Origin of the sequence: Streptomyces sp. NBC_01190, assembly GCF_045039895.1 — a bacterium.
In the GTDB taxonomy this organism is placed as follows: Bacteria; Actinomycetota; Actinomycetes; order Streptomycetales; family Streptomycetaceae; genus Actinacidiphila.
This window is the reverse complement of sequence record NZ_CP108580.1, coordinates 1880892-1893807: the sequence shown is the minus strand read 5'-3', so window position 1 is coordinate 1893807 and position 12916 is coordinate 1880892. Positions and strand designations below refer to the sequence as shown.

Sequence of the window (12916 nt, the reverse complement as noted above, 5' to 3'; positions counted from 1 at the left end):
GGCCGGCAAGACCGGCGAGTCGGTCTGACCGCGTGGCCTCGGTACGCACGCTGCTCGTCACCGGCGCCCCCGGCGCCGGCCGCACCACCGTCGCCGCCGCCACGGCGACCCGCGCCGCCCGCGCCGGCGACCGCGTTCTCCTGGTGACCGGCGACCGCGAGGGCGTCGAGGCGCTGCTGGCCGCCGGGTCCGCCCGGCGCGGGCCCTCGGGCGGCGCGGGGGCCGCCGGGGCGGCCGGTCCCGGGCATCCGGACCGGTCGGCCGCCACCGGGGCCGCTGGGGCCCGTGCAGGGGCGCCGCCGGGCGCCGGAGAGCCGGCGGGTGCGGTCTCGCGCGGCCCGGGGGCTTCTGAGGGCGCTGGGGACGCGGGAATGGCGGGTTCGGGCCGGCGTGGCCGGGCGGGCGGACCCGGATCCGGGCACGCGTTCGTGACCGGGGTGGTCGGGGCGCAGGTGGTCGGCGGGGTCGACGGGCTGTATGTCGCGGTGGTCGACAGCGCGGACGCCTTCAGAGACGGCATGCTCGACCTCCAGGACCGGCTCGGCAGCGTGCTGGGGCTGCTCGGGGCGGCGCCGCTCGACCCGGAGGAGCTGACCGCGCTGCCCGGCGCGGAGGCGCTCGCGCTGCTGCGGGTGCTGCGCCGCGCCGAGGTGACCGGGGACGGCTCCCCGTGGGACCTGGTGGTGGTGGACCTGCCACCGGTGCGGGAGGCGATCTCGCTGCTGGCCCTGCCGGAACAGCTCCGCCGGTACCTGTGGCGGCTGCTGCCCGCCGACCGGCAGGCGGCCCGCGCGCTGCGGCCGGTGCTCGCGCAGCTCGCCGGGGTGCCGATGCCCGCCGAGTGGGCGTACGCGGCCGCGGCCCGCGCCGATCGCGAACTCGCCGCCGTCCAGGCGGTGATCGAGGCCCAGGACACCGCCGTGGCGGTCGTGGTCGAGCCCGGTCCCGCCGCCGAGCGGACGCTGCGCACGGCCCGCACCGGACTCGCGCTCCACGGCCACCGGCTCGCCGCCGTCGTCGCCAACCGGCTGCTGCCCGCCCCGGCGCCGTCCGCCACGTCGGCGACCCCGGCGACCGACCCGTTCCTGGCCGGCCTCTCCAGCCGCCAGCAGGACCATCTCAAGGCGCTCGCCGACCAGTGCGCCGCCGACGGCGTACCGCTGCTCGAACTCCCGCACCTGGGGCGCGAACCCCAGGACCCGGCCGAGCTCGCCGTCGCCGTGCCGGCGGCCGAGGACCGGCCCGCCGAGCCCTGGACGGTGACCGAACGGCTCGCCGACGAGGGGCAGTTCGTCTGGACGCTGCCGCTGCCCGGCGCCGGCCGGCAGGGCCTTGACCTGGTCCGCCGCGGCGACGAACTCGTGGTGGACGCCGGTGGGTTCCGGCGGATCGTGCCGCTGCCCTCGGCACTGCGCCGCTGCGCGGTGGCGGGCGCGGCGCTGCGGGACGGGGCCCTGCGGGTGCGCTTCGCGCCCGATCCCGATCTCTGGCCGCGCTGACCGGCCGCACCGCGCCGACCCGCCCCGGGTGCCCTGACCCGGTTCCCGCGCGGGCCGTTCGGCGGGCCGGTCGGGTAACGTCGAAGGGGAGCCGAGGCAAAAAGAGCGGCAAACACCCGGAGCGCCCGTTTGGAGCGGATCATGAGCGAAGCCACGGACCGTCCTGACGCCGACGCGTGGGCCAAGGCCAGCGCGGAGGACATCGCAGCCGAGCACGCCCGCCGGCGGGCCGAGGGCGGCCAGGGACCGGGTGGCGCGGGGAGCGCGGGGGAGGAACTGCGCCGGCTCGCGGAGGCCGTCGGCGACGCCGTCACGGAGCGGCTGGGGGCGCTGGGGAACCCGGCCGTCCAGATGGCCGCGGAGAGTGTCATCTCGCAGGTGCGTTCCGTTGTCGAACCCATCGTGGAGCGCAACCCCGACGTCTTCGACCACCTCAGCGCCGCGGGGGCCGAACTGCTGGCCGCCTACCGCTCCGCGGTGACCCGGGCGGAGGCCCGCTGGACCTCGGAAGACAGCACCAAGCGTTCAACCGCTGAACACATCGACCTCGACTGACCCCTCCTCCGGTACGGTTCTCTTAGCGGGGATCGACCGAAAACTGAGGGACACATGGGACTCACCATCGGCGTCGACATCGGCGGCACCAAGATCGCGGCCGGAGTGGTCGACGAGGAAGGCTCGATTCTCGAGACCGTCAAGGTGCCGACACCGTCGACTCCCGAGGGCGTCGTCGACGCCATCGTGGAGGCAGTGCGCCAGGTCAGCACCGGTCACTCGATCGAAGCCGTCGGCGTTGGCGCCGCCGGCTACGTCGACGACAAGCGGGCCACCGTCCTCTTCGCGCCCAATATCAACTGGCGGCACGAAGCGCTCAAGGACAAGGTCGAACAGCGCGTCGAACTACCCGTGGTGGTGGAGAACGACGCCAACGCGGCGGCCTGGGGCGAGTATCGCTTCGGTGCCGGACAGGGCCACTCGGACGTGATCTGCATCACGCTCGGCACCGGTCTGGGTGGCGGCATCATCATCGGCAACAAGCTGCGGCGCGGCCGCTTCGGGGTGGCCGCCGAATTCGGCCACATCCGGGTGGTACCCGACGGTCTGCTCTGCGGCTGCGGCAGCCAGGGCTGTTGGGAGCAGTACGCCTCCGGGCGCGCGCTGGTCCGCTACGCACGGCAGCGGGCCCACGCCACCCCGGAGAACGCCGCGGTGCTGCTCGCCCTCGGCGACGGCACCCCGGAAGGCATCGAAGGCCGGCACATCAGCGCGGCCGCCCGCCAGGGCGACCTCGTGGCCATCGACTCCTTCCGGGAACTGGCGCGTTGGGCCGGCGCGGGTCTGGCCGACCTGGCCTCGCTCTTCGACCCCTCGGCGTTCATCGTCGGCGGCGGGGTGTCGGACGAGGGCGAGTTGGTGCTCGACCCGATCCGCAAGTCCTTCCGCCGCTGGCTGATCGGCGGGCAGTGGCGGCCGCACGCCCAGGTCCTCGCCGCGCAACTCGGCGGCAAGGCGGGTCTTGTCGGGGCAGCCGACCTGGCCCGACAGGGCTGACACAACCGGTGGAACGGATGGAGCGGACGGAGACGGGGCGTACGGAGTGACCGTGGAGAATCTGCCAGGCTCGGTAACCGAGCCCGACGGCTCGGCGATCGTCCGTGTGCTCAGTTACAACATCCGCTCCATGCGTGACGACACGGCGGCGCTGGCCCGGGTGATCCGTGCCTGCGCCCCCGATCTCGTGCTCGTCCAGGAAGCCCCGCGGTTCTTCCGCTGGCGCAAGGCGGCGGCGCGGCTCGCCGGGGCGACCGACCTGGTCTACGTCACCGGCGGCGCCTCCGCCGCCGGGCCGATGATCCTGTCCTCGCTCCGGGCGCACGTCGAACGCGCCGAGGACGTACTGCTGCCGCACACCCCCGGGCTGCACCAGCGCGGCCTGGCCACCGCGGTGCTGCGGATCGGCGGGGCCCGGCTCTCCGTGGTCAGCGCCCACCTCAGCCTCGACGCGGCGGAACGCTACGAGCAGGCAGGACTGCTGCTCGACCGCCTGGGCGGGCTCGGCGAGCCCTGCTCGATCGTGGGCGGCGATCTCAACGACCGGCCGGACGGCCGTTCCTTCGGCCGGCTCGCCGAGCGGCTCCAGGACGCCTGGGCGACCAAGCCGTGGGGCGGCGAGTTCACCTCGGTCCCGGAGCGGCCCTACCAGCGCATCGACGCGGTCTTCGCCTCCCCGGGGATCGAAGTCCTCGGCTGCGGCGTCCCGCACGCCCTGCCCGGCGTCACCCGCGACGACCTGCTCGCCGCCAGCGACCACCTCCCGGTCCTCGCGGCGCTCCGCGTTCCGGCAGCGGTCTAGGCCGTGTCTGACAAATCCGTCCCCCAGCTACCGCTGGGAGGTGCCCCCAGCCCCGCGGCCTCTGGCACGCACTCCCCCAGCTAACGCTGGGAGGTACCCCCAGCTGCGTTGTCGGGGTCGTCCGAGTAGGCCCACTACGAGGACGACCTCCCCCAGCTACCGCTGGGGGTGCCCCCACCGCCCTTGCGATCTGGGGGTACCCCCGGACGAAGTCTGGGGGAGCACCAGACGCCGCGGGCCCCGCCCTGCGGGCGGACGACGCTATTTGTCAGACACGGCCTAGCTCCGGCGCGATCTCCGCGCGACCCGCCACCGGACGGTGCCCGAGAGGCGCCCCGGCGCCGGGTGGTGCGCGGCGGACCGAGGAATCAGACCACCGCGCCGCCGCCGGGCAGGTCGTCGTCGTCCTCGCCGGTGCGCATCCGGGCCACCAGGGTGGCGAAGCCGCCGAGGAAGCCGCCGAGGCCCACCAGGACCACCCACCAGGTGAGTTCCATCTGGAGCAGGATGAAGGCGAGCAGCAGCAGCGGGCCGCCGATGACCGCGACCCAGGCGAACTTGGTGGTCACATCGGCGTCGGGCAGCGGTGGCGGCTCCGGCGGGACGAAGTGCTCGTCCTCGTCGTCCTCGGCCAGCTCGTAGTTGCGCGGGCCCGAGATGACCGGGTGCACGACGATGGTGCGGCTGGCGGGTGGCGGCGGCGCCGCCGGGTCCTTGCCGTCCCGGCTGTCCTTGGCATCCGTGACGTCCGTGACATCCGTGACATCGCCAAGGTCGCCGATGTCGCCCAGCTCACCGAAATCGCCGATATCACCGACGTCGGTGATATCCCTGCCGTTCTTGCTGTTTTTGCCGTTCTTGCCGCTCTTGTCGTTGTTGTCGGTGCGCGGCGTGACGTTCTCCGCCTCCGGCCAGGACGGTTCGACGCCCGGCTCCGGCTCCGCGTCGTACCCGGCGATCAGCGCGGCCCACGCCGCGTCGTCGTCGAGCGGCGGCCGGGCCGGCTCCTCCTGCGGGGCGGTCCCCTCTTCCTCGCGGTCAGCCACCGGCCGTACCCCCTTGGACCTTCGTGCCCGCCGAAGCGGACAGCCGCTGCACGAAGTCGTAGGACTCCGCGAAGATCTGCGGTGCGTCATGGTCGAGCGTCGCCACGTGATAGCTGCGCTCCAGCACCCGTTCGGTGACGTCCGTGGACGACACCCTGCTCAGCACCACCGCCGAGTTGGCCGGGTCCACCACATGGTCCACCCTGCTGCGCAGCAGCAGCAATGGCTGGGTCACCTGCGGCAGCGCCGCCCGGACGATCCCCCAGAACTTGCTCAGCGAGTGCACGGCTTGCAGCGGCGTGCGGTCGTACCCCATCTCATCGCCGCCCTCGGCCGCGATGTCGCTCGCGATGCCCGCGACCGACGGCACGAAGTGCCTGATCAGCGGGACCGCTCTGATCGCCGGGGTGTCGGCCCGCACCGACGGATTGACCAGCACGAGCCCGCTGATCGCGGTCCCGTGCTTCTCCGCCAGCCGCAGCGCCAGCGTGCCGCCCATCGACAGACCGGCCACGAAGACCCGCGAACACCGGTCGGAGAGCGCCAGCAGTTCCCGGTCCACCTCCGCGTACCAGTCCTGCCACCCGGTGATCCGCATGTCCTGCCAGCGGGTGCCGTGACCGGGCAGCAGCGGGACGGAAACGGTCAGGCCGCGCGCCGCCAGGTACTCGCCCCAGGGGCGCATGGCCCGCGGGGTGCCGGTGAAGCCGTGGCAGAGCAGGACGCCGGTCTCGCCGCCGTCATGGAAGTACGGTTCGGCTCCGGGCATGAGCGGCACCGTTGATCTCCTGTTCGCACGCGCGTACGGGGGTACACGCAGGGTCGGGAGTTCAGCGTACGCGGACCCGATACCTGGCGGTAAGCCCCGTCGGCGGTGCCGGACCGCGGCTGTGCTCGCTCCGCACCGGTCCGCACCGGTCCGTCGCGGTCCACGCGTCCACCGGACGCGTGGACCGCCGCGGACCGGGCAGCCGCCCTTGGCGTTAAGGTCAGTGCGTCGGCTCACAGGAGGATCGGTTGTTCTACGGCGCGATGAAGATCGTTCTCGGTAATCCCATCAAGGCCGCCTTCCGGCCCTGGGTGGAGGGCATCGAGAACATCCCGAGCGAAGGCCCCGCCATCCTGGCGAGCAATCACCTCTCCTTCTCCGACTCCTTCTTCCTGCCGGCCGTGCTCGACCGCCAGGTCACCTTCATCGCCAAGGCGGAGTACTTCTACTCCCCGGGTATCAAGGGCAAGTTGACCGCCGCCTTCTTCCGGGGCGTGGGCCAGGTCCCGGTCGACCGCTCGGGCGCGCGCGGGGCCGGCGAGGCCGCGGTGAAGAGCGGTCTCGCGGTGCTGGAGCGCGGTGAGCTCTTCGGCATCTATCCCGAGGGCACCCGCTCGCCCGACGGGCGGCTCTACCGGGGCAAACCCGGCGGTCTCGCCAGGGTCGCGCTCGCCTCCGGCGCACCGGTGATCCCGGTGGCGATGATCGACACCGAGAAGGTGCAGCCGCCCGGCACCGTACGGCCGAAGCTCTCCATCCGGCCCGGCATCCGGATCGGCAAACCGCTGGACTTCGAGCGCTACCGCGGCATGGAGAGCGACCGCTTCATCCTCCGTTCGGTCACCGACGAGGTGATGTACGAGATCATGAAGCTCTCAGGACAGGAATACGTCGACATCTACGCCACCGCCGCCAAGCGCCAGATCGCCGAGGCCGCGAAGGCGGCGGCCGAGAAGGACCAGGAACAGAAGCGGACCGGAAAGACCGGCGCCGACGACAGGACGCAGGAGCGATCGGGTACCTGACGGCGGGCGGGGCGGGACCGGCCGACGCGGGGCGACACGGGGGGCGCCGCCATGAGCACGAAGATGTCCGTGGAACAGCCGCTGTGGCGCGCCCTGCTCGCCTACCGCGTCCTGACGTGCGGCTATGTCGCCGCCCTCTACGCGCACTTATACATCGGCTCCGGTGACCACGCGATCGGGGGACTGCGTCATCCGCTGATCGGCGCCCTCTATGTCGCGGTGCTCATCGGGTGGTCGCTGGCCACCCTCGGCCGGCTCAGGAACGCCGAGCGCTGCACCTGGGCCTTTCTCGCCGTCGATCTCAGCGTGGCGCTCGGCGGCATCCTGCTCACCCGACTCGTCGACGACCCGGCGCGGATCGAGTCGGGGGCCTTCACCCTGCCGTCGATCTGGACCGCGGGATCGGTGCTGGCCTTCGCCGTGAAGGGCGGGTGGCGCTGGGCGGCGCTGGCCTCCGCGCTGGTCGCCGCCGCCGACCTGGCCGAACGCGGCACCCCCGGCCGGGAGACCCTGCACAACCTGGTGCTGGTGTGGATAGCCAGCCTCGCCATCGGCTGGGTGGTGGACATCGCCCGGGTCAGCGAGCGGACCCTGGCGCACGCGCTGCGGATCGAGGCGGCCACCCGGGAGCGCGAGCGGCTGGCCCGCGACATCCATGACGGGGTGCTCCAGGTGCTGGCGATGGTCCAGCGCCGGGGCCGGCAGGCCGGCGGCGAGGCCGCGGAACTCGGCGCGCTCGCCGGTGAGCAGGAGGCGGCGCTGCGTGCGCTGATCAGCGGCGTCCCACCGGCGCCGGCGGCCGCCGGGGACCCGGCGGCAGATGCTCCCGACGGTGGAGCCGCCCCCGGGCCGCTGGATCTGCGGTCGCTGCTCGCCGCCCACGCCTCCGCCGGCGTCACCGTCTCCTCGCCCGCCACCCCCGTACTCCTCGACCCGGCGGCCGCCGCGGAAGTGGCCGCCGCGGTGGCCGCCGCGCTGGACAACGTCCGCCGGCACGCGGGCGCCGGGGCGCGGGCCTGGATCCTGGTCGAGGAGGAGCCCGACGCGGTGCTGGTGACCGTGCGGGACGACGGCCCCGGCATCGCCGAGGGCCGGCTCGCCGCCGCCGAACGGGAAGGGCGGCTCGGGGTCGCCCAGTCCATCCGGGGCAGGCTGCGCGACCTCGGCGGAACCGCCGAACTCGATTCGGTGCCCGGACAGGGCACCGAGGTCGAACTGCGGCTGCCCCGGCGGCCCGCCGGATCCCACACGACGGGCGTTTCCGCTACGGCCGGCGCGTCACACGGACCGGACCAACGACGTACCCGGACCCGGATCGGGACGGTAGGCACCGAGGAGAAGGGCGGCGGCGAACGATGACGGTCGGTACAGCCGGGGAGAGCGGCACTGAGAAGCCGGTGACGGTGATGGTGGTGGACGACCATCCGATGTGGCGCGACGCGGTCGCCCGGGACCTCACCGAGGCGGGCCTGCACGTGGTGGCCTCGGCGGGGGACGGCCCGGAGGCGATCCGCCGGGCCCGCGCCGCCCGCCCCCAGGTGCTGGTCCTCGACCTCAATCTGCCCGGCGTCTCCGGGGCGCGGGTCTGCAAGGAGGTCGTCGGCCACGACCCCGCCGTACGGGTGCTGGTGCTGTCCGCCAGCGGTGAGCACGCCGACGTTCTGGAAGCGGTCAAATCCGGGGCCACCGGCTATCTGCTGAAGTCCGCGGGCCGCGACGAGCTGGTGGACGCGGTGCGCAGGACCGCGGTCGGCGATCCGGTCTTCACCCCGGGGCTGGCCGGCCTCGTGCTGGGGGAATACCGCAGGCTGGCGGCCGAGCCGCCGCGCCCGGCGGCCTCTGACGGACCCGCGGCGCCCCGGCTCACCGAGCGCGAGACCGAGGTGCTGCGGCTGGTCGCCAAGGGGCTGAGCTACAAGCAGATCGCCGAGCGGCTGGTCATCTCGCACCGGACCGTGCAGAACCACGTGCAGAACACCCTCGGCAAACTCCAGCTCCACAACCGCGTCGAGCTTGTCCGATACGCGATCGAACGGGGTCTTGACGTGAGCACCGAGGTGCGCGGGGACGGCGACATGTGACCCAAGTCACGCTAGCTTGGCGGAGGTTGCACATCCGGCACGGCTGGCTTGCGACGAAGGGAAGCACCCATGCGGGTCGGAGTTCTCACCGGCGGCGGGGATTGCCCCGGCCTCAACGCGGTGATCCGCGCCATCGTCCGTAAAGGCGTCCAGGAGTACGGCTACGGCTTCATCGGATTCCGGGACGGCTGGCACGGCCCCCTCGAAGGGGACACGGTACGGCTCGACATCCCCGCCGTCCGCGGCATCCTGCCCCGCGGCGGCACCATCCTCGGCTCCTCGCGCACCAACCCGCTCACGACGGAGGGCGGCGTCCGCCGGCTCAAGGAGAACCTGGCGAGCCACGGTGTGGACGCGCTCATCGTCATCGGCGGCGAGGACACCCTGGGAGTGGCCGCCGAACTCCACGCGCGGCACGGCGTCCCCTGCGTCGGCGTCCCCAAGACGATCGACAACGATCTGTCCGGCACCGACTACACCTTCGGCTTCGACACCGCGGTCAACATCGCCACCGAGGCCATCGACCGGCTGCACACCACCGCCGAGTCGCATATGCGGGTGCTCGTGGTGGAGGTGATGGGCCGGCACACCGGCTGGATAGCGCTGCACTCCGGGCTGGCCGGCGGCGCCAACGTGATCCTCATCCCCGAGCAGCGGTTCGACGTGGACCAGGTGTGCGCCTGGGTGCGGAGCCGCTTCACGATCCGGTACGCGCCGATCGTGGTGGTGGCCGAGGGCGCGATGCCGCGCGACGGCGACCTGGTGCTCAAGGACGGCACGCTGGACTCCTTCGGCCATGTGCGGCTGTCCGGGATCGGCGAATGGCTGGCCAAGGAGATCGAGCGGCGCACCGGCAAGGAGGCCAGGACCACCGTCCTCGGGCATGTCCAGCGCGGCGGCACCCCCAGCGCCTTCGACCGCTGGCTCGCCACCCGCTTCGGGCTGCACGCCATCGAGGCGGTACGCGACGGGGACTTCGGGAAGATGGTCGCGCTGAAGGGCACCCGGATCGTCCGGGTGGAGATCGCCGACGCGGTCGCCGCCGTGAAGACCGTCGACCCGGCCGACTACCAGGAGGCCGCGGTCTTCTTCGGCTAGCTAGGGCCTGTCGTCAGCCCGGTGGTGTCCGGCCTTCGGCGGGTCGGCGGTCAGCCGGAACATTACGTGTCATTCTCTTGGCCGTGCCGTGACCGACATGTCTTGCCGCAGACGATCTCGGGGTCCTATCCTCCCTGCACCCGGCTTGTCCGGCCGCTTCGTTTACCCCTTGAGCACGTCGAAGGAGCGCCCGGTATGGCGGGTGTGGCGAGCGGGCGCAGCGCGCCCGTACTGGCGGTCGCAGGCGGCACCGCATCCGGCAAGTCCACGCTTGCCGATGCGCTGGCGCTGCACCACCACGAGAGTGTCGGTCTGATCCATCTGGACGATTTCTACGTCCCCGCGCACGATCCGCTGCGCGGGGTACGGACGCTGAGCGTGACCGGCGCGGAGACGCTGGACTGGAACCATCCCGGCTCCATCGACGAGACCGCGGTGGCCGCCGCGATCGACGCGATGGCCGGCGCGGGTTCCTACCGGCTGGTCGTGGTGGAGGGCCTGTTCGCCCTCACCCTCGCGCCGGTGGTGGCCCGCGCGACCTGGCGGATCTATGTGGACACCCCCGACGACATCCGGCTGGCCCGCAAGATCCTGCGCAAGATCGCGGTGCAGCAGGATCCGGGTGTCTCGCTGCGCAACTACCTGACGCACGGGAGGGACCGGCATACGGAGTATGTCGCCCCCTCCCGGGACCGGGCGGATCTGGTGCTCGACGGCACCGTCTGCGAGGCCGAACTGCTGGCCGGGGTGCGCTGGCTGGTCGGCCCGGTCCTCGGCGGGCCGGCCGCCGTGAGCACGGTCGGTGCGGTCGGGCCGCTCAGTGCGGTCGGTCCGGTCGGCGCGGAACCGGTCGGCGCGTGACCGGCCGGCCGCTGACCGGTCGGCGCGTCGGCGGTCGGCGCGGAACCGCCCTCAGCCGGCGCCGACCACCGCGGCGAGCAGCTCGGCGACGATGGCCGGACCGCCCAGCGTCAGCACCGACTCCGGGTGGAACTGGACGCCCGCGAACCCCGGGCCGCGCAGCGCGTGGATGTCGCCGGTGCCGGGGTCGCGGCTCAGCTCCACCTGGCGCAGGTCGAGTTCCGCCGCGGTGGCCGCGTCGCAGCGGGCGGTGAAGGTGTTGTAGAAGCCGACCGTCTCGCGGCGGCCGAAGAGGTCGACGCTCTCCTGGGCGCCCTGCGCCGGATTCGCCTTGCGGACCAGGTCGAGGCCGAGTTCGGCGGCGAGCAGTTCATGGCCGAGACACACCCCGAGCAGCCCGTGGCGGTGGCCGGCCATCAGCTCGGCGGCCAGGGCCCGCAGCAGACGCATCTTGGGGTCGGCGGTGTCGGCCGGGTCGCCGGGTCCGGGGCCCAGCACCACCGGGCCCGGGTGGCTCAGCGCCGCCTCCCGCAGTCCCGGCTCGTCGTAGCGGCGCACCGTCACCGCGTGCCCGACCGAGCGCAGGACATGGGCCAGCATCGCGGTGAAGGTGTCCTCGGCGTCCACCACCAGTGCGGGCCGGGCCGCCGGGTCCACCGGGTGCCCGGTCTGCATCCGCAGCCAGAACGGGGCCAGGTCGGCCCGGCGGGCGTCAAGGGCGGCGCGCACCCGGATGTCGTCGGCCAGCTTGGGCCTGGGCCCCGCCGCGGCCCTGGCCGGCGCCGGCCGGACGCCCAGCGCGGTGAGCACCCCGGCGGCCTTGGCGTAGGTCTCCGCCACCTCCGAGCGCGGCTGCGAGCGGCGCACCAGCGTCGCCCCCACCGGCACCTTCAGCTCACCGCCGGGGGAGATGTCGGCGGTGCGGATCAGGATCGGCGAGTCCAGCGTCTGGGCGCCGCCCGCGTCCCGCCCGATCAGCGCCAGCGCGCCCGCGTAGTAGCCGCGGCCGCCGGGCTCGTAGCGCTCGATGACCCGGCAGGCGTTCTGCACCGGGGAGCCGGTGACGGTCGCGGCGAACATGCTGTCCCGCAGCACCTCCCGTACGTCCTTGGTGGACCGGCCGCGCAACTCGTACTCGGTGTGCGCGAGATGGGCCATCTCCTTCAGCCGCGGTCCGACCACGACCCCGCCGAGGTCGCAGATCGTGGCCATCATCTTCAGCTCCTCGTCCACCACCATGGTCAGCTCCTCCACCTCCTTGGGGTCGTTGAGGAAGGCCAGCAGCGATCCGGCGGTGGGCCCTGACTCCGGATAGCGGTAGGTGCCGCTGATCGGGTTCATCACCACGGTGCCGCCGGACATCCGCACATGGACCTCGGGGCTGGCACCGACCAGGGTGCGCGCCGGGGTGTGCACGACATACGTCCAGTAGGCGCCGCGTTCACCGCGCAGCAGCCGGCCGAACAGGGCCAGCGCCGCGTCCGGGCCGAAGTCCGGCACCGAGCCGCGGAAGGTGCGGCGGATGACGAAGTTGGCGCCCTCGCCGCGGCCGATCTCGTCCTCGACCACCCGCCGCACGATGCCTTCGTACGCCGCGTCATCCACGTCGAAGGCGCCGCCCTCGACCCGAACCCGCCGGCCGGGGAGCGCGGGCAGCACCTCGGCGAGCGGAAGCGCGTACGACTCCTCGGGCCGCAGCACGACCAGCGGGGTCCCGTCGTCGCGGACGTCGAAGCCGCGCTCGTGGATCTGCCGGAAGGGGATCAGGGCGAGGGCGTCGACCACCGGGGCCCCGGGAGCGGCGGGTGCCCCGGGTGCGGCGGCGGGCAGCGCGATGTCGGTGAGCCGGCCGGCCTCCTCGACGGGGCCGATCAGCACCTCGACGACACCCTCGGGGTGGCCGGGCGTCCTGCGGTGCAGCAGGGCGAACGGCGGGCAGCCGGGGGCGAGCAGGCGGGCCGTCAGATCGGCGGCGGTCGGCTGGGCGGGGGGTTGGGCGGGGGTGCGGGGCACGGCGGGTTCCTTCCGGGGAGTCCTGGGGGCAGCCCGGCCGGAAACGCCGAAGGCCGCCCCTTGGGGGCGGCCTTCGCGATGTTCGGTACGCGCGATCAGTGGGCCGCCGGAGGAGCGGTCCACCACCAGTTCCGGTTGGGCGTCTGGTGCGTCGGCGTGGTCATGGGCAGA

At 73.4% G+C, this 12916-nt stretch carries 12 protein-coding genes; 9 read left to right on the top strand and 3 right to left on the bottom strand.

Annotation, left to right across the window (positions count from 1 at the left end):
* Window positions 1-32: 32 nt before the first annotated feature.
* The 4 genes from OG519_RS08060 (at window position 33) to OG519_RS08045 (ending at window position 3852) form a co-directional block, all read left to right on the top strand.
* Window positions 33-1499, top strand: a complete 1467-nt coding sequence (locus tag OG519_RS08060; RefSeq protein ID WP_405580544.1) for an ArsA family ATPase — start codon at window positions 33-35, stop codon at window positions 1497-1499.
* Between the two features lie 141 nt (window positions 1500-1640).
* The gene (locus tag OG519_RS08055; protein WP_405580541.1) at window positions 1641-2054 is read left to right on the top strand and encodes a DUF5304 family protein; all 414 of its coding nucleotides are present in this window, start codon (window positions 1641-1643) and stop codon (window positions 2052-2054) included.
* 54 nt (window positions 2055-2108) lie between these two features.
* Complete coding sequence (locus OG519_RS08050; protein ID WP_405580538.1) at window positions 2109-3050, top strand: ROK family glucokinase; 942 nt, start codon at window positions 2109-2111, stop codon at window positions 3048-3050.
* Window positions 3051-3102: 52 nt separating this feature from the next.
* On the top strand, window positions 3103-3852 hold the full coding sequence (locus OG519_RS08045) for an endonuclease/exonuclease/phosphatase family protein (protein ID WP_405580535.1): 750 nt from the start codon (window positions 3103-3105) through the stop codon (window positions 3850-3852).
* Between the two features lie 368 nt (window positions 3853-4220).
* On the opposite strand, the gene OG519_RS08040 is transcribed toward OG519_RS08045, so the two are convergent.
* Both OG519_RS08040 and OG519_RS08035 read right to left on the bottom strand, forming a co-directional pair.
* The gene (locus tag OG519_RS08040) at window positions 4221-4898 is read right to left on the bottom strand and encodes a hypothetical protein (RefSeq protein ID WP_405580532.1); all 678 of its coding nucleotides are present in this window, start codon (window positions 4896-4898) and stop codon (window positions 4221-4223) included.
* Window positions 4891-5676 (bottom strand): alpha/beta hydrolase, encoded by a 786-nt coding sequence (locus OG519_RS08035; RefSeq protein WP_405580529.1) that lies wholly within the window; start codon window positions 5674-5676, stop codon window positions 4891-4893. The genes OG519_RS08040 and OG519_RS08035 overlap by 8 nt, the downstream gene beginning before the upstream one ends.
* Before the next feature lie 239 nt (window positions 5677-5915).
* On the opposite strand from OG519_RS08035, the gene OG519_RS08030 reads away from it, so the two are divergent.
* From OG519_RS08030 to OG519_RS08010, 5 genes are all read left to right on the top strand, one after another.
* Complete coding sequence (locus OG519_RS08030) at window positions 5916-6692, top strand: lysophospholipid acyltransferase family protein (protein ID WP_405580526.1); 777 nt, start codon at window positions 5916-5918, stop codon at window positions 6690-6692.
* Between the two features lie 51 nt (window positions 6693-6743).
* On the top strand, window positions 6744-8051 hold the full coding sequence (gene macS, locus OG519_RS08025; protein ID WP_405580523.1) for a MacS family sensor histidine kinase: 1308 nt from the start codon (window positions 6744-6746) through the stop codon (window positions 8049-8051).
* On the top strand, window positions 8048-8773 hold the full coding sequence (locus OG519_RS08020; RefSeq protein WP_405580521.1) for a response regulator: 726 nt from the start codon (window positions 8048-8050) through the stop codon (window positions 8771-8773). The genes macS and OG519_RS08020 overlap by 4 nt, the downstream gene beginning before the upstream one ends.
* A 69-nt stretch (window positions 8774-8842) precedes the next feature.
* A complete protein-coding gene (locus OG519_RS08015) occupies window positions 8843-9871 on the top strand; it encodes a 6-phosphofructokinase (protein ID WP_405580518.1) in 1029 nt (342 codons plus the stop codon).
* Between the two features lie 195 nt (window positions 9872-10066).
* Window positions 10067-10732 (top strand): uridine kinase, encoded by a 666-nt coding sequence (locus OG519_RS08010; protein ID WP_405580515.1) that lies wholly within the window; start codon window positions 10067-10069, stop codon window positions 10730-10732.
* Window positions 10733-10783: 51 nt separating this feature from the next.
* Here OG519_RS08010 and OG519_RS08005 read toward each other — a convergent pair whose 3' ends face one another.
* On the bottom strand, window positions 10784-12745 hold the full coding sequence (locus OG519_RS08005) for an anthranilate synthase family protein (protein ID WP_405580512.1): 1962 nt from the start codon (window positions 12743-12745) through the stop codon (window positions 10784-10786).
* Between the last annotated feature and the right edge of the window lie 171 nt (window positions 12746-12916).

Coding starts and splice junctions, on each gene's coding strand:
- OG519_RS08055 (WP_405580541.1), top strand. CDS start 1,641: ATGAGCGAAGCCACGGACCGTCCTGACGCCGACGCGTGGGCCAAGGCC.
- OG519_RS08050 (WP_405580538.1), top strand. CDS start 2,109: ATGGGACTCACCATCGGCGTCGACATCGGCGGCACCAAGATCGCGGCC.
- OG519_RS08015 (WP_405580518.1), top strand. CDS start 8,843: ATGCGGGTCGGAGTTCTCACCGGCGGCGGGGATTGCCCCGGCCTCAAC.
- OG519_RS08020 (WP_405580521.1), top strand. CDS start 8,048: ATGACGGTCGGTACAGCCGGGGAGAGCGGCACTGAGAAGCCGGTGACG.
- macS (WP_405580523.1), top strand. CDS start 6,744: ATGAGCACGAAGATGTCCGTGGAACAGCCGCTGTGGCGCGCCCTGCTC.
- OG519_RS08010 (WP_405580515.1), top strand. CDS start 10,067: ATGGCGGGTGTGGCGAGCGGGCGCAGCGCGCCCGTACTGGCGGTCGCA.